The sequence below is a fragment of the Pseudomonas sp. S2_A02 genome, from assembly GCF_054668495.1.
The window spans coordinates 437,315-454,466 of record NZ_CP162776.1 but is presented as its reverse complement, the minus strand read 5'-3'; the positions used below and the strand labels follow the sequence as shown (position 1 = coordinate 454,466).

13 protein-coding genes are annotated in these 17,152 nt (G+C 56.2%); 10 read left to right on the top strand and 3 right to left on the bottom strand.

Annotated features, from left to right (window positions below; genetic code table 11):
- Positions 1-65: 65 nt before the first annotated feature.
- From AB4O41_RS01875 to AB4O41_RS01845, 7 genes are all read left to right on the top strand, one after another.
- Positions 66-1,505: an amino acid permease gene (locus tag AB4O41_RS01875; protein WP_460145953.1), complete on the top strand. Its 1,440-nt coding sequence runs from the start codon at positions 66-68 to the stop codon at positions 1,503-1,505.
- 50 nt (positions 1,506-1,555) lie between these two features.
- Positions 1,556-2,446 (top strand): LysR substrate-binding domain-containing protein, encoded by an 891-nt coding sequence (locus AB4O41_RS01870; RefSeq protein WP_460145952.1) that lies wholly within the window; start codon positions 1,556-1,558, stop codon positions 2,444-2,446.
- A 13-nt stretch (positions 2,447-2,459) separates the two neighbouring features.
- Entirely contained in the window at positions 2,460-3,848 is a 1,389-nt protein-coding gene (gene thrC / locus AB4O41_RS01865) for a threonine synthase (RefSeq protein WP_460145951.1), read from the top strand.
- Positions 3,845-4,282 carry an Lrp/AsnC family transcriptional regulator gene (locus AB4O41_RS01860; RefSeq protein WP_460145950.1) on the top strand — a complete coding sequence of 146 codons (438 nt, stop codon included), beginning with the start codon at positions 3,845-3,847 and terminating at the stop codon, positions 4,280-4,282. Before thrC ends, AB4O41_RS01860 begins: the two co-directional genes overlap by 4 nt.
- A 271-nt stretch (positions 4,283-4,553) precedes the next feature.
- On the top strand, positions 4,554-5,594 hold the full coding sequence (locus AB4O41_RS01855; RefSeq protein WP_460145949.1) for a homoserine dehydrogenase: 1,041 nt from the start codon (positions 4,554-4,556) through the stop codon (positions 5,592-5,594).
- A 13-nt stretch (positions 5,595-5,607) separates the two neighbouring features.
- Positions 5,608-7,026, top strand: a complete 1,419-nt coding sequence (locus AB4O41_RS01850) for an aldehyde dehydrogenase family protein (RefSeq protein WP_460145948.1) — start codon at positions 5,608-5,610, stop codon at positions 7,024-7,026.
- 113 nt (positions 7,027-7,139) lie between these two features.
- Complete coding sequence (locus tag AB4O41_RS01845; RefSeq protein WP_460145947.1) at positions 7,140-7,661, top strand: N-acetyltransferase family protein; 522 nt, start codon at positions 7,140-7,142, stop codon at positions 7,659-7,661.
- Positions 7,662-7,726: 65 nt separating this feature from the next.
- On the opposite strand, the gene AB4O41_RS01840 is transcribed toward AB4O41_RS01845, so the two are convergent.
- Positions 7,727-12,559, bottom strand: coding sequence for a M10 family metallopeptidase C-terminal domain-containing protein (locus tag AB4O41_RS01840; RefSeq protein WP_460145946.1), 4,833 nt, complete (start codon positions 12,557-12,559; stop codon positions 7,727-7,729).
- A 281-nt stretch (positions 12,560-12,840) separates the two neighbouring features.
- On the opposite strand from AB4O41_RS01840, the gene AB4O41_RS01835 reads away from it, so the two are divergent.
- Together AB4O41_RS01835 and AB4O41_RS01830 are read left to right on the top strand one after the other, a co-directional pair.
- Positions 12,841-13,005 (top strand): general stress protein, encoded by a 165-nt coding sequence (locus tag AB4O41_RS01835; RefSeq protein ID WP_460145945.1) that lies wholly within the window; start codon positions 12,841-12,843, stop codon positions 13,003-13,005.
- 396 nt (positions 13,006-13,401) lie between these two features.
- A complete protein-coding gene (locus AB4O41_RS01830) occupies positions 13,402-14,040 on the top strand; it encodes a dTMP kinase (RefSeq protein WP_460145944.1) in 639 nt (212 codons plus the stop codon).
- 203 nt (positions 14,041-14,243) lie between these two features.
- Here the strand turns inward: AB4O41_RS01830 and AB4O41_RS01825 are convergent, their stop codons facing one another.
- Positions 14,244-14,768 (bottom strand): cupin domain-containing protein, encoded by a 525-nt coding sequence (locus AB4O41_RS01825; protein WP_460145943.1) that lies wholly within the window; start codon positions 14,766-14,768, stop codon positions 14,244-14,246.
- Between the two features lie 142 nt (positions 14,769-14,910).
- Positions 14,911-15,828 (bottom strand): AraC family transcriptional regulator, encoded by a 918-nt coding sequence (locus AB4O41_RS01820; RefSeq protein ID WP_460148249.1) that lies wholly within the window; start codon positions 15,826-15,828, stop codon positions 14,911-14,913.
- Positions 15,829-16,148: 320 nt separating this feature from the next.
- On the opposite strand from AB4O41_RS01820, the gene AB4O41_RS01815 reads away from it, so the two are divergent.
- A complete protein-coding gene (locus AB4O41_RS01815) occupies positions 16,149-17,120 on the top strand; it encodes an alpha/beta hydrolase (protein WP_460148248.1) in 972 nt (323 codons plus the stop codon).
- Positions 17,121-17,152: the final 32 nt, after the last annotated feature.

The window sequence follows — 17,152 nt, the reverse complement described above, 5'->3', positions numbered from 1 at the left end:
TTAATTGTGCTGCCTAATAGCCAGTGACAAGGAATTTTGTCCGGACATTTCATGAGAATATAGCGATGACCACTCAAGTAAAAAATGATCAGCCCGATCCAGAATCAAACTTCAAGAAAGAAATGCAAACCCGCCACATTGTGATGTTGGCGTTGGGCGGTGTTATCGGCACGGGATTATTCCTTACTTCCGGTTACACCGTTAATCAGGCAGGGCCGCTCGGCGCAGTCATTGCCTACATCATCGGTGCGGTGATGGTGTATCTGGTAATGGTCTGTCTCGGTGAATTAGCGGTACAGATGCCGGAAACCGGATCTTTCAGTAGCTACGCAACTCGATACCTGGGCCCAGGCACGGGCTATACCGTGGCGTGGTTGTACTGGCTCACTTGGGCGGTCGCTATTGGCTCTGAGTTTACGGCTGCGGGTATCCTGATGGTTCGGTGGTTCCCTGATACACCGGTCTGGATCTGGAGCGCACTTTTTGCCATGGCGGTCTTTTCAAGCAACGTAGCATCTGTTCGTTTGTTTGCAGAAACCGAGTTCTGGCTTTCGCTCATCAAAGTACTGACCGTTATTACGTTTATTGTCATTGGTGGTGCGGCTATTTTCGGTCTCTTCCAAGTACAGCACTTGCAGGGTGTCGGGCTCTCAAACTTTACCCGTGAAGGGCTTTTTCCGACAGGGTTCTTACCCATTGCAATGACACTTCTAGCTGTCTCCTTCGCATTTTCCGGGACTGAGCTTATCGGGATTGCCGCCGGTGAAGCGCAGGACCCTCAGACAAGTGTTCCCAAGGCGATCCGCACGACAGTAGTCCGTTTGGCGCTGTTCTTCGTGGGTACGATTTTCGTACTGGCGACTTTGCTGCCTCGCGAGCAGGCGGGAATCGTTGAAAGTCCGTTCGTGATGGTGTTTGAGCTGATTGGCATCCCGTACTCAGCTGACATTATGAACTTCGTCATTCTCACCGCCTTGATTTCCGCCGCTAACTCGGGGCTGTATGCAGCTTCGCGCATGCTTTGGACGTTGAGTGATCAAGGGCACATGCCCAAGCGCTACGCCAGGCTTTCGCGCCGAGGCACACCGGTTAACGCGCTTGTTTTGAGTATGGCGGGTGCTGTGGCATCTCTGCTAAGCAGTGTGCTTGCCCCTAATACTGTTTACTTGGCCCTGGTGTCGATTTCGGGTCTTGCAGTCGTGGTGGTATGGATGAGCATCGCCGCGAGCCAAATCGCCTTCCGCCGCCATTACGTGGCCAATGGCGGACGAGTTGAAGATCTGCATTTCCGGGTGCGCGGCTACCCTTGGGTTCCCATTGGTGCGCTGTTGTGTTGCTTGCTGGCCTGTGTCGGTATTGCTTTTGATCCTGAGCAGAGAGTGGCGCTTTACTTCGGTCTTCCGTTTATCGCGTGGTGCTACTTTGTTTATTGGATTACTCGCAAGAAGCGCGAAGAGCGGTTGGCATTGGCAGCGGCTGTCCATCATTCCGCTGGCGCAGCGTGAATAGCTCAGGCAATGATTGAGCAGAGATAATTCCCGATGAGGTTGCGCCGATGAGTCAAAAATCACTACCGCCCCTGAATTGGCTGAGGGCATTCGAAGCGTCGGCGCGGTATTTGAACTTCACCCATGCAGCCGAGGAGCTGCACCTGACTCAAGGTGCAGTCAGTCAGCAGATCCGTCAGTTGGAGTGTCACCTCGGTGTGGCGCTATTCAAACGCCTGCCCCGAGGGCTTGGATTGACGGAAGAAGGGCAGTCGTACCTGCCGGTAGTTCAAGACGCGATCAGTCGTCTTGCAGTGGGTACAAACGAGATTTTTGGCCAGCGCAATCGAAGGCATGTGAAGGTGCGTGGCAGCCTTTCCTTCCTTCACTATTGGTTGGCCCCTCGGCTCGCAGATTTTTGTCGAGAGCATCCGCAAATCGATATCCGATATATCAGCAACATTTGGGTGAAGGAACCGGATGGAGAGGATGACCTGGAGATTCGCTGGGGATGCGGAGAGTGGTCGGGATTGCACGCTCAGCGATTAACGTGGGACATCCTCCAGCCCGTTTGCTCGCCACAGCTCATGGCCAGCTCACCGATACGTGAGCCTCGCGATTTGATGAACCATTCTTTGCTGCATGTATTGGGATACGAGGAAGGTTGGGGTTACTGGTTGAAGCGGGTGGGTGCAGACGATGTCGATTATTCCCGTGGTCTTCAGTTCGACACACTGATTTCCACAATCCGCATGGCGGAACTGGGGCAGGGTGTTGCCTTGGCGCGGTCTTCCGTCGTGGAAGACTTGCTCAAGAGTGGGCACCTGATTGCTCCCTTCAGTCAACGAATTGAAGCCAGCGAGTCCTTTTATCTAGTGCGCGAGCAGGCCGAGGTGCTCTCGCCTGATGCCGCGACTTTTTCTACATGGCTGGTGGCTCAAGCCCACCGCCCTTTGTAATTCGGAGTCATCCATGTATTACGTAAGCACACGCGGCGGTGAAGTGCGGGCGGACTTTCGCAGTGTGGTTCTGTCGGGACTTGCCGAAGATGGCGGTCTCTATGTCCCGGCAACTTTGCCTGTCTTCACTGAGGAGCAGATTACCAGTTGGTCGTGGCTGCCATTCGATGAGCTGGTCTGGCGAGTAGTCTCACCCTACGTTGGCTCTTCCATGGAGGAAAGCACTCTGCGTGCGTTGCTCAGCGACAGCTATCGGAACCTTAATCATCGCGCTATTACCCCGCTTGAGCAGATTGGCCATAACGAGTGGATACTCCAGCTGTTTCATGGCCCGACCCATTCTTCCAAAGATTTCGCTGCACAACTGCAATCGCGTTTGGTGGAGCATTTCCTGGGTGAGGTCGGTGGCGAGGCGCTGATCGTCGGTGCGACCAATGGTGATACCGGGCTGGCGGCGCTTGAGGCATTCGCTAATTGCCCGGGTACCCGTATGGCGATTATGTATCCGCGCCATGGGGTACCGGCTGAACAACTCTCTGCCCTGCAAGCGGCAGACCCTGAGCGGGTTCAGCTTTTCCCGGTAGACGGTAATTTCGACGACTGCCAGACGTTGGTCTCCCGGCTCTTGCGTGACTGGCCGTTAGAGGGGGTAATACCGGTCTGTTTCAACTCCACCAACTGGGTCGGTGTCCTCGCACAGATCGTTTTTTATTTCCACGCGGCCTTGCAGCTGGGCGGAGGGACACGCCCTGTAGGCTTCAGCATTCCAGCGGCCAGCTCTGCTGAGATCTACGCCGGCTACCTTGCCCAGAAAATGGGATTACCCATCAACCAGGTGATCATTTCTACGAACAGTAATGATGCACTTCATCAGTTCATTCATCGCAATCGCTATTCGACCCGAGTGAGTAACCGTACGTTATCTCCCGCGATGGATTTCTCTCTGTTCTCCAACCTGGAACGGTTCATCTGGGAGCTGTATGGGCACGATGGGGACTCAGTGAAGGCGCTGATGGAGCACTTTGAGGACTGCGGCGAGTTAAGCATTGGCAACCAGCAGTGGCTCCGGGCCCGAGTGCTGTTCGATTCCTATGCGGTAGACGAATCACAGGTTCGTGACGAAGTCGTCAAGTTGTTCCGTGAAACCGGGTCTGCAATCGATCCACATACCGCTGTCGGTGTGCTGGCTGGCCGAATTCATCGACGCAGCCTGGGGGCTCCGATGGTGACCTTTGGGCAAATTGCTCCAGCCAAGTCTGCGGCCCTTTTGTCCGAATTAGGTGTCTGGCGGGGAGAGGTGCCAACGACTCCCGACATTTCTGCTCAGCCACCGTACTTGGCTAAAGGCGATCTGGAGGGTCTGTGCCAAGCCCTCTTGTTGGCGCAACAGAGGCACGTATGAAGCGCATCCTGGATCCGCTGGATGAGCGCATCCTCGCCGAACTCACCGCGAATGCTCGAATCGCCCATGTTGAGCTGGGCGCCCAGGTCAACTTGTCTCGCAATGCTGTACGACAGCGCATTGAGCGTCTTGAGCGAGACGGCGCCATTCAGGGTTATACGGTGCGTCTCGGTGATTCCCGACGGCCTTCATCGCTGATCAGTGCCGTGATCTTTGTCTACCGCTACGACCGCATGCGTGGGGAAGAGGTACTTGCCGCGCTGCGCTCGCTCCCCGAAGTGGTTCAGTGTGAAGTCTTGAGTGGTGAGTTTGATCTGATGCTTCGAGTCAATGCAGCCTCACCCGAACGTGTTCACCTCGTCTGGAAGGAAATCTCGGCGATGCCTGGGGTGGAAAATACCGTCACCTCATTCGTCCTCTCTGCAGTGTTCTGAACGCAAAAAAAGGGGTTTTCTGCCTAATGCCGGTAAGTCAAGACGCAGAACCTGTGGGAGCGTGGCTTGCCCGCGAAGAATGCACTGCAGTTTTTCAGGTACTACGCGTCATCGTTCTTCGCGGGTAAGCCACGCTCCCACAGGATTTTCGTCGCTCCATTTTCTTCGTACGGGCAAAACGGCCAACAAATACAGCACTCTGCCATATTCAACTGCCAGAGCCCGACTCTTACGATGTTCCTGTCGAACAACATCCAAGAGGACTGCTTTCATGACTGAATACAAAATTGCCCTGGTGGGCTTTGGTGGCGTCAACCGCGGCCTGACTCAACTGGTTGCAGATCGCAACGCCGAGTGGAAAGCATCGCTGGGGTTTGGGATCAAAATTGTCGGTGTGACTGATATTTTTCTTGGTTCCATCATTGCTAAAGAGGGGCTGGACGCAAAACAGTTAGTCGCTCTGCCTATCGAGAAGGGGGCGTTCGCTCATCTGCCTGGAGGCACCGCTGAGGCGTTAAACGAAACCGTCATCAAGCATTCCGGTGCTGACATGATTGCTGAAGCCACCTTCACCAACCCTGTCGATGGTGAGCCCGCTACTACCTTCTGCCGCTGGGCACTGGAAAGCGGCATCCATGTTGTGACCACCAACAAGGGGCCCATTGCATTGCACGGCGCTGAGCTTAAGGATTTGGCCCGTCGTCATGGTGTTGCCTTCGAGTACGAAGGTTCGGTCATGAGCGGTACGCCGGTGATTCGTCTGGCAAGACAGGCGCTGGCAGGTGCAGAGGTTCAAGGCTTTGAAGGCATCCTGAACGGGACTTCCAATTACGTGCTGACCCGCATGAAGGACGGCCTGACGTTTAACGACGCAGTTACTCAGGCTCAACAGCTCGGCTATGCCGAGGCCGACCCGACTGCCGATGTGGAGGGGTTTGACGTCCGCCTCAAGGTGGTGATTCTCGCCAACGAACTGCTCAACGCTCGATTGAGCATCAGTGATGTGGCTTGCTCGGGAATTAGCGGCATCAGTCCAGAAGACATCGCTCAGGCAAGTGCCAACGGTGCCAGTTGGAAGCTGATCGGTTCTGCAAATCGCGAAGTCAATGGCTCGGTTCGAGCGAGTGTGGAGGCTCGACTGCTGCCGAATTCGCATCCTCTCGCAGGTATTTCCGGTGCCACGAACGCGGTGTCGTTCAACACCGCACTGCTGGGTGCCGTTACGGTATCCGGCCCCGGAGCAGGCCGTATCGAAACTGCCTTCGCATTGCTGTCAGACATCATCGCCATCCATACCACTCACGGCAAGTAACAGGAGAGTCGTCATGAATGTATCCAGCATGGCCAGTATCCAGCTTGTTGATGCCAAACAGATTGATGTGTTCAGTCCATTCGATGGTCGCCTGGTGGGAAGCGTGCCTTGCCTCGATGCAACCGCTGTTCCTGGCTTGCTGGAGCGTGCGCGAATTGGCGTGCGTGAGAGTGCGGCAATGCCTCGTCACCTTCGTGCACGCGTCCTTGAGGAAGCGGCTCGGCGGGTGGAACTTGAGGCTCAAGCGTTTGCCAGACTGATTGTTGCAGAGGCCGGAAAGACGCTGCGACAAGCAGAGAAGGAAGTGAAGCGTTGTGTGAACACGCTGAAGCTATCGGCGGAAGAGGCTCGTCGTAACGCCGGGGAAGTGATTCCATTTGAGGCATATGAAGGCTCAGAATCGCGCCAAGGCTGGTTCACTCGCGAACCGTTGGGGCTTATCGTCGCGATCACCCCCTACAACGATCCGCTGAACCTGGTCGCCCATAAACTGGGCCCGGCCATTGCCGGTGGCAATGCTGTGATTCTGAAACCCTCAGAGCTCGCACCGTTGTCGGCTCTCAAGCTGGTTGAGTGCCTGGTGGCGGCGGGTCTGCCTCCGTCCGTGGTAACCCCGGCGACCGGAGGCATCGATCTGGGTAAAGCATTGGTGGAGCTGCGCGAAGTGCGGATGATCTCTTTCACCGGTGGTTTTGCCACTGGAGAGTCCATTGCTCGTAGTGCAGGCTTGAAGAAGCTGGCCATGGATCTGGGGGGGAATGCACCGGTTCTCGTGCTCGAAGATTGTGATCTCGAACCGACTGTAGAGTCTTGTGTATCAGGTGCTTTCTGGGCAGCAGGACAGAATTGCATCGGCACGCAGCGCATTCTCGTACACCGTTCAATCTACGAAGATTTCCGCGAGCGTTTTGTCAGCCAGGCGCGTGCATTGGTACTTGGCGATCCTGATCAGCGAGCAACGGATGTTGGCCCAATGATTACGGAACAGGCGGCTCGTCGCACCGAACAGTTAGTGAATGAGGCGCTGGCCGAGGGGGCGCTTCTTCTGTGCGGACACCATCGTCAAGCGGGAAGCTATGCGCCGACTGTTCTGGAGCGTGTAAACCATAACAGTCGGATCTGGCAGCAGGAGGTCTTCGCGCCGGTGGTCATCCTTGAGGCTTTTGACCATCTGGATGATGCCGTTGCTCTGGCCAATGCGCCAGAATACAGCTTGCATGCGGGACTCTTCACCCGTGATCTTTCCAAGGCCTTGAAACTGGCGCGGCAAATTGAAGCCGGTGGGGTGATGATCAATGACTCTTCCGATTATCGTTTTGATGCCATGCCTTTTGGTGGCTTCAAGTACGGAAGTCTGGGGCGAGAAGGTGTTCGATTTGCCTACGAGGACATGACGCAACCCAAAGTGGTCTGCATCAATGAGATGGGTTGACACTCTGCTTTGGTGTCGAGAGAACCGAGCTCAGGTCGGCCCTTGGCAACCAAGACAAATTTTGTCGCAGGGAGCACCCATCAAACGCTTCATGCGATAAACCAGGGAGGAATATGATCAACATTCGTGAAGCTACCAAAGCCGACCTCGATGTTCTACGTGAAGTCGGCTGTAAGACCTACCGAGAGCATTTTTCGGCCATCTGGTCTCTCGCCGGCATGCAGGGCTTCCTCAATCGAGACTTCTCACCCAGCGCGCTCGGCCAATCACTCGAATCATCCGCTAGCCATTTGTGGCTTATAGCCTCAGACGAAAGCGGTAGAGTCGTAGGCTTTTCCAAAGTTAACTGGTCAGCACCTGCGCCTTTAACTGGCGAAGTGGGCGTGGAGCTTCAAAAGATTTACTTCCTCAAATCCGAAGCAGGGCGAGGGTATGGGAAACAGCTTCTGCGCTTCATTTGCAACCGAGCGATAGAGCGCGGAGAACGCTTGCTCTGGCTTGACGTGCTCAAGACCAATTCAAATGCGCGGCGATTCTATGAGGGTTTCGGTTTCCAAAAAATCGGTGAAATTCCTTTCAAAACTGACCTGGCTGAAATTGGGATGGTTGTAATGGCCTGTGAACTTTCCCGATAGGCGCGTTCGATTGCCTCTGCAAATCCCCTGTGGGAGCGGGCATGATCGCTCCCACAGGATGTGGCTTAACCCAAGGTTGTGAAATCGCTGGCGTGCAGCGCCTGGACGCCCACCAGTTGGATTTCGAACTCGGGGCTGGCGTCGGCATCGACACTGCCGTAGAGAATGCCATCGGCAAAGCGCAGTTGGCCGGTGGCGTCGGCAGGGTCGAAGGCGTTGCTGTCGATGAAGGTGAAGGCGTCGACAGCGGTGGTCAGCGGGTTGGCGTCCAGGCCAGTGAAATCCAGAAGATCGCCCTCGGTGCTCTTGAAGCCGTTGATCACATCGCGCAAAGCCCCGACGCCCATGTCCGACAGTGAACCAAACGCGTAGGTATCCGCGCCAGTGCCAGCAGTGAGGTTGTCGGTGCCTGCACCGCCGATCAACCGGTCATCGCCCGAACCGCCCACCAGCGTATCGTTGCCCGCACCACCGTTCAGAACGTTCGCGGCGCTGTTGCCCGACAGACTGTCGGCGTAGGCGCTTCCCGTCAGGTTTTCGCAGAATTTCAAGGTGTCGAGCCCGGAGCTCACGGTGTTTTGTTGCGCTGACGTCGAGAGGTTTACAGTAACGCCGGACAGGGCGCGCTCAAAAGACACCGTGTCATTGCCATCGCGCCCGTCCAGCACGTTGTTGCCGGCCCCGGCGAACAGCGTGTTGTCCAGCGCGTTGCCCGTGCCATTGGCGGCGCCCGTGCTATCGATATACAGACGCTCGACGTTGTTGCCGAGCGTATAGGCCGCCAGGCTGCTGTGCACGCTGTCGATCCCTCCAGACACCGCATTGCTGTTGGTCTCGATCACTGCGTCGTCGACGTTGTCGACATAGTAGGTGTCGTTGCCATCGCCGCCGCTCATGCTGTCGTCCCCTGCGGCACCATTGAGCACGTTATTGGCGGCATTGCCGGTGATGAAGTTGTGCCGCTCATTGCCGGTGCCATTAATGGCCGACACACCGGTGAGCACCAAGTTCTCGAGGTTGGCGCCCAGGGTCCAGCTGACCGAGGCCTGCACCGTATCGATCTGCGAGGTCGAGGTGTTGGTTTCCACCACGCGGTCGAACGCGTTATCGACCACATAGATGTCGTTGCCATCGCCACCGGTCATGGTGTCGGCGCCCAAGCGACCGTCCAGTGTGTCGTTGCCCGAGCTGCCCACCAGGGTATCCGCCTGGTCGGTACCGGAAATCATGTTCTGAGCGTTGTCGAAGATGTCTTGCACGCTGTTGTTGTCGTTGGGGTTGCCCTGGAAGCCAAGGTCATTGGCAATGTAGTCGGCCAGCCGCTGGCCGACGATCTCCGCCGACTCCTCGTGCAGGTGCCAGACGTCGTCGGGATACGCCATTGGATCGACTTCGTAGCGCAAGGGGAGGTCGGTGTAGTCCACCGCCAGCTTGACGTCGGCGCGCTCGGCGGCAATGGCTTCCTGGGCGGCGCGGACATAGCCAACCCCTTCGACGATGGAGGCAATCTTTTCTTCTGAATAACCACGGGCACGCGCCGCGTCCTGTTCGTAGTGACCGGTTTCCATCAAGTACACGTTGAAGTTTCCGAACTGGGCATGCAGGTAATCAAACACCTTCAGGGTCGCGGCCTTGTAGGCCGCTGCTGCCGCTGCTTTGTCCGTGGCGCGGCCGATCTCCTGGGCGGCTTCCTCGCCCTGGCCCCAAATGATGCCCATGGTGACGTTATCGATGGATTGCAGTTCGGTGCGCTGGTCCTGCAGCAGCGTCACTGCGCGCAATAGCGCAGCGCCGGGTTGGTTGGTGTCGGTCAGCCACCAGCACAACTTGAGTTCCTCGGCGCTGAGCGTCGACAGGCCAGTGACCGTGCTGCCGCCCACCGCGATGTCGATGCCGTTGCCATTGGCATCGGTGAACTGGCTGCGCACGTCATAGGGGGTGTAGCGGTCCAGGTCGTTGACCAGCATCGAGGTGCCGGATTGATTGTCGTCCTCCGTCATGCGCAGCAGGCGCGCATTGGATTGGCCGAGGGTGGGCAGGTAGAGGATGTCCTGCTGGGTGCTCTCGCCGAACACGAAGTCGCTGGCGGTCAGGGTGTTGAGGTAGTTGCCGTTGAGGGCGATTTCAAAACGATTGCCATCGGCATCCGCTTCGGCGGACTTGATATAGGTCTTGTCGCCGGCCGCGTTGAGGGTTATGTACAACGTGCCATTGCTGCCATCGCCCAAGCCGAGAAAGCCCAGGCCCGAAACATCGATTTTGTCGACGCCCACGGTGAAGTCATAAATCGTGTCGGTGGCCGTGATACCACCCGTGTCATAGTCGCGGTAGCTGTCGAGTGCGTTGGTGTAACGGAAGGTGTCGGCACCGTCGCCGCCGTACAGCGAATCGCGTCCGGCGCCGCCGTCGACGATGTCCGCGCCGGTGCCGGCCTTGATCGTGTCGTTGCCACCGAGGCCGAGGATCAGGTCTGCGCCTGCCGTGCCGTTGAGGGTTTCGGCATTGTTGGTGCCGGTGATGGTGTTGGCGGGCGCATCGGCTACGACCAGGGCGAAGCTATCGCTGACCGATGCACCGGCCGGATCTGTGGCTTTGACCAGCACGTTGTAGTTGCCGGACGCGGTGCTGGTCGGCGTGCCGGTGAAGGTCAGATTGGCGGCATTGAAGCTCAGCCATGCGGGCAGGGCGCTGCCATCGGCCAGGGTTGCGGTGTAGCTGAGGCTGTCGTTATCCGAATCGGTGAAACTGGTGGCCGGCACCGCGTAGCTGAACGGGGTGTTTTCGGTCGCGTTCTGATCCAGCAATGCCGTTGCCACCACCGGCGCGTGGTTGACCGTTGGCGACGTGGCGAAGATGAAATTGGCGCTGGTCAGCTTGCCGAGGTAGTTGCCGTCCAGTGCCACTTCGAAGCGGTTGCCATTGGCGTCGGCGGTCAGGGTTTTGATGTAAGTCTTGGTGCCGGCACTGTTGAGCACCACGTACACGGTGTTGTTCTTGCCATCCCCCAGGCCGGTGAAACCTATGGCGGAGAGGTCGATCTTGTCGGCGGTGATATCGAAATCGGTGATCAGGTCGCCAAGGTTGGCACCGCCGGTGTTGTAGTTGCGGTAACTGTCCAGGCGATTGGAAAACACGAACGTGTCCGCTCCCGCGCCACCGGTGAGGGTGTCCATACCGGCACCGCCGTCGAGCTTGTCGTCGCCCGCGCCGCCACTGAGGTTGTCGTTGCCCGCCAGGCCGAGGAGGGTGTCGGCCGAATCGCTGCCCGACAGCGAGTCGCTGCCGCTGGTGCCGGTGATCACCCGATTAAAGATGAAGTTATTGACCGTCAGGGTGCTGGTCAGGTTGCCCGAGAGAATCAGCTCGAAACGATTGCCGCTGGCGTCGGCATCGTAGTCCTTGATGTAGGTGCGGTCGCTGCTGGCGCTGTAGCTGACCTGCAGGGTGCCGCCATGGCCATTGCCCAGGCCGGTGAAACCGAGGCCGGCGAGGTCGATCTTGTCCTGGGTGACGTCGAAGTCGGTGATGGTGTCATCGAAGCTTGCGGTGGCGTTGCGGTAACTGTCGGACTGAGCGGCGAAACGGAACGTATCGGCGTCAGTACCGCCAGTGAGTTTGTCGATGCCAGCCCCCCCCACCAGAATGTCGCTACCGGCCCCGCCATTGATGGTGTCGTTGCCGGCACCGCCGTAGAAAATCTCGCTGGCGGCGCTGCCCAGCAGGGTGTCATTGCCAGCCGTACCTTGCACGGTGATTATCGGCACCGTGTCGCTGACGTAGCTGCCGTCACCATAGATCAGCGTGGCCCCCTTGCTCGTGTGGCTGATGGTGTTGCCGATAATGGCGTTGCGATCAGTGCCGTCTTCGTTGCGTTCGGCGACGCCGTAAGTCGATAGGTCGCTGCCGATGATGATGTTGCCCTGGATGGTGTTATCGCTGCCGTTGAAGTACTTGCCAGACACGCCCAGGGTGTCGTTGTAGGACTGGATGATGATCTCCGGTACGGGGTTGCCCAGCGAATTGTTGGTGAGCGTGTTGTCGATGATCTCGACGTGGTTGCTGCCGTAGATGCGTATCCCGGCGCTGGTGTTGTCGTGGATATCGACGCCGCTGACAGTCACCTCGCTGGACAGCTTGATCAGCACCCCTTCGGCGCCGTTGCTGTACACCTCGCCACCGGTGATGGTGATGTTTGTGGGGGAGGGGATGTCCTCACTGCCGCGCTGCACCACGATGCCATTGCCGCCGTTGTCGTAGGCGACGTTATTGGTCATGGTGAAATCGTGGGTGCTGGTAACGATGTTGAAACCGTGGCGGTCGTTGTCGTAGGCGATGTTGTTTTCGAAGGTGCTGTTGCTGAGGAAGTCAGCCACGAAGCCGTCCAGGCCGTTGCCGTGGGACACGCTGTTCTTGATGACCATGTTGACGGTCTGCTCGTGGGGGTCGAAACCGTACCCGGAGCAATCCTTGATCTCGACGCTGTCGAGGGTGACGTTGGAGTCGTAGCCTGCTTCGCCGGGAATGTAGCCGTTGAACCAACCGTCGATCTTGCCCGTGGTGCTGTCACGGTTGCCGTCGATGGTGAGGTTGCTGACGCCGAAGTCATGGGTTTCCTCGCCATAGGCGGAGCGGATGACCCCTGTGATCTTGGTATCGGAGCCGTCAGCCACCTTGACCGTCGTTGCGCCCATGCCGTCGCCGTACAGGTAGACGTTGCTCTTGAGCATCAGGCAACCGTCGGAGGGTTCCTCACCTCCCGAAACGATATAAGTTCCGGTCGGCATATACACCTGCCCACCGCCTGCAGCGGCCGCCGCATTAATTGCACTTTGTATCGCCGCTGTGTCGTCAGTGATGCCATCTCCTTTGGCGCCAAAATTTTGTACATTAAAAATCATGAGCTTATCTCCGTATCAGGCGAAAACCTCGGTAAATGCCAATATTCCATCGACAGGTACCGTGTTATGACCCAACGGAGCGCAAAAGTTGTGACCGCGTATCGGGGAAGTGTCAAAAAACCGGACTAACTGATTAGCGGTTGGAAGGGTTTTTTAGGGGTTTCGAAAAAATAACGTTCTGTTGACGCTTCTTTAGAGAGGCCGTTGGTCATGCCGGGGGGACGAAGCTTCAGGGTGCAGTTCCAATGTAGGCGACTGTTTTTTCTTAGAGGAGATTAGACATGGCCAAGCGACAAGAACCGCATCACGGCTTTTCCGACGACCCTCAAAAAGTTAAAGAGGCAGGGCGTAAAAGCGAACAAAACGCCAATGTGGCAACCGACAAGGCGGAGAAAGCTCGAATCGGCGGGCAGCATAGTCATGGGGGAACACGCGGAGAACGATGATAGACGTGCTCGACCTGCTGATGCCTAAGTCAGCAGGTCGCAATGACCATTGCACATTCGATGGTTGATTGCAGGCTACCTGGAGACGGATTGAGTGCGCGTGCGTGGTGGTGTGACCGGGAGATTCTTTGAGCCCGCGGCATAAAGACGAGGGTGCAGGTAGCCATTTTTGGTTGATGGCTAGCTAACGGCAGAGCTCGACGTTCCACCAAACTATGTCAGATGTTCATAAGCAGCTGTAACCCCGGATTTTGAGGCCTGTTAGCCAGAAACCGGGTTAGAGTGTTCATCAATGTCTGTTCATAAGGGCCCTCCACTCAATTCGCGCAGTCGCGCCAAGCGGTTCCAGCGAACGAACAGGGCAAAAAAAACCGTATATCAATCGTTATGTGAAGAATGAATCGTCCGCTGTTTGTTTCTCTAGATGGGCCCAAGGGAGCCGGCAAAACCACACTGCTGGAGGCCGTTACGAAAGTACTGAGGGCAGACAACAAAAAGGTGATCCGACTTTGCGAGAAAAAAAGCGATCCCTATAGGGGTGAAACAATGACCCTCGTGAACAAACTCGTCAGAAATCCCACCCGGGATTTGGAGTTGGAGATTTGTGAGCGCCTTGCTGATAGCCGTACCTGGATTTCCCAGCACGTGCTGGCTAAACAGCCACCAGGCAGCATCATCTTGATTGATCGCTGGTACCCGTCTGATGCCGCGTTTCGCCGGATAGTCCCGTTTGCAGAGATCCTACAGTTGAACATTGATCGAAACGTGCGAGTGCCAGACCTGCATGTCGGGGTTGTCACCGCCCCTGAAATTTCATGGGCGAGGGCCGCGGCACGACGGCGTGGGCTGAGCAGTACTGTGATCCATAAGCTGGAAGAACATGTCGCTTGTACCAAGGCGTTCGAGCGAGCGATTGCAGATCACGGTTGGGTTTTATGCCGTAATGAAGGAACGATCGAAGACGCAACGATGCAGGTGATTTCTGAGATCTATAAAGTCCTTCGATGCCCCGTAGGCGAAGTAGGTCTTACATGATCAGACCGTTCGAGTGGCGATTGCTGGAGTCGGGGTATTGAGTTGGTTCGAACAGGGATCGGGGATTGGTAGCTTGAAAGAACCTTTGGTAGAAGTTCCACCCAGACACATCATTTAACATAATATACATTACACGTAACAAGATGTTCCGAGATTAGCCCGGTTGCACGCAGATTTTGAAGCTCTCAATTCACCCAAGCCCCTCATCCTTGCGTCAGCTTCCCAATCAGCTCCGAATGCTCGGGAAACTGCTCTCTGAGCTTCTGCCGACTGCCCATCTCCATATCTGCAAAATCAAACCCTGGTGAAACCGCTTCACTGATCAAACCGTATCCCGCTAAACCATTCATAAGCTGCGAAGCTTTCCAGACGCCACCAGGTACATGCAGCTGCAAACATTGCCCGGCGATAACGTCGCTGCCCATAACCACAGTTTTCAACGTGCCGTCTGGAAAAATCAGGCTGTACTGAATCGGGTTTCCCAAATGGTAGTAATGAACGATGTCCGATTGATTCAGGTGGAAATGACCGATCGGCGAATCCTTGGTCAGCAAGTAATAAATTGAAGTCATCAAGTGACGTTGACCGCCATTGATCTCGCCTATAGCGTGGCGATCGGATTGAAAGGTTCTTCGGTAGAAACCGCCTTCCATGTGAGGCTCCAGAGCCAATGCGACGATTATTGCTTCAGCGTTGGGGATTTGAATATCGAGCTCACAGTTGGTCATGTGGATTGCCCTCCTTGAAATACTGAAGCTATCACTAAGATACAGACGATAGATTATAACTATTCTAAATGGTTGTTTAGTCGTTTTATCTCGAAGCGTTTAAAAGCGTGAGCAAACGCAATTCGTAAGCGTGCCTCTATAGCTACCCCTGCCCTCGCAACACCGCAATATCCCGCTTGGGGGGGGCGCCAAACAGACGGCTGTATTCGCGGCTGAACTGGGACGGGCTTTCATATCCAACCTTGTAAGCCGCACTGGATACGTCCTGATGTTCATTGAGCATCAATCGCTTCGCCTCGTTCAGTCGCAGCCATTTTTGGTACTGCAATGGGCTCATTGTGGTGAGTTGGCGGAAATGGTGGTGAAAGGTCGGAGTGCTCATCTGCACTCGGGCCGCAAGTTCATCGACGCGAAGCGCCGAGGTGTAATTCAACTTCAGCCAATCGATGGCTTTGGCGATCCGATAACCTTGGCCATCGACAGAAGTTATTTGTCGAAGCCGGCTCGCCTGATCACTCTGCAAGAGACGGTAGTGAATCTCGCGCTGAATCAAGGGGGCCAGAACAGGAATGGACTCCGGCTCATCGAGCAGTGCCAATAAGCGCTCGAATGACGCCAGCATTGCAGGGGTCACTGAACCAATTCCTACCCCCTTCGCAACTGGTCGATCACGGGTTGGCGGTAGGTCACTTTGTGCTATCAGCTCAGCCAGCATGCGCAGATCGAGCTTCAAAGTCAGTCCCAGGCATGGCTGTTCCGGGCTTGCCGTGAGCACTTCTGAATTGGCAGGCAAGTCCAATGAGGTGATCAGAAATCGCGACGTGTCATACGGATAGCCTTCGCCGCCTACCCAGAGCTGTTTCTCACCCCGGGCGACGAGGATGATGCTTGGCTCGACCATGCAGACGACGGGCGGCGATGGATGTTCGCGCCTGAAGAAGCCGAGGCCCGTAATGGGAGTTCCGTAATCACCTGGTTTCGGAATTTGCCCGCCGATGATCTGCGCAAGCGTTTCTTGCGGCGATGTCTGTTGAGGCGCGGTGTCGTGTTTGATCGTCATGTTCATCTTGTACCTCTTCGCTGAACTCTAACTCGCCAGTTCACGACTGTCCTGCAAAAAAACAGAGACTCATAGAATCAGGCAAGTAATCCAGCGAAATGCACTACAGGGAGTATGGGCAGAGCCGGAGAATGTTCATCGGACAAACCCATTGCGGAATCTCCCATGACGTCAAGTATCGCTTCGTGATCGACAACGCCATGTTGGCTGATTAAGCACTTGGGTCAAAACACTCCAGCAAACTACAACTCAATCGAAAGGACTATCCGGTGAAAGGAATTTTTCTTGCCCTGGGGCTTCTCGTTACCTCTTTTTCTTCAATGGGAGCCGATATGTCAAACGGCGCGGACAACTTCTATAAAAACGAGAAAGTGACCGTTGAAAAGGTCACCTTCAAAAATCAATACGGTATGAAGGTGGCGGGCAACCTGTTCACCCCGAAAAACCTCGCCCCCAAATCCAGGAACGCCGCCATCATCGTCGGCCATCCAATGGGGGCGGTGAAGGAGCAGAGTGCGAACTTGTACGCTACCAAAATGGCCGAACAAGGATTTGTCACACTGTCCCTGGATTTGTCCTTCTGGGGCGAGAGCGAGGGCACGCCTCGCCAGGCCGTATCACCCGATATTTACGCAGAAGACTTCAGTGCCGCCGTGGACTTTCTCGGCACTCACCCAGTTGTCGATCCTGAGCGAATCGGCGTCCTCGGCATCTGCGGCAGTGGCAGCTTCGCTATCAGTGCGGCCAAGATTGATCCGCGCATGAAGGCCATCGCCACCGTCAGCATGTACGACATGGGTGCGGCCAACCGTAACGGTCTCAAACACGCGGTGACTGCGGAACAACGCCAGCAGATCATTCGGGACGCCACCGAACAGCGCTATGCCGAGTTCCAGGGTGGCGAAATCCGCTACACCGGCGGCACGCCGCTCAAACTGACCGGCAATGCCGTGGGTGACGAGTTCTACGATTTCTATCGCACCCACCGAGGCGAAGTCACTCCGGCCGGCGCATCGCCGCAGACAACCACCATGCCGACGCTGACCAGCAACGTGAAGTTCATGAACTTCTATCCGTTCAATGACATCGAGACTATCTCCCCTCGCCCGCTGCTGTTCATTGCCGGCGCCCAGGCACACTCACGCGAGTTCAGTGAGGACGCGTACAAGCGGGCCGCTGAGCCTAAAGAGCTGCTCATTATTCCAGATGCCGGACACGTGGATCTTTACGACCGGGTCAACCTCATTCCATTCGCCAAGTTGACCACGTTCTTCAAAAGCAACCTGAAGTAGTCTGATCGGTGCCCTGGCCGGGCATCACTTCT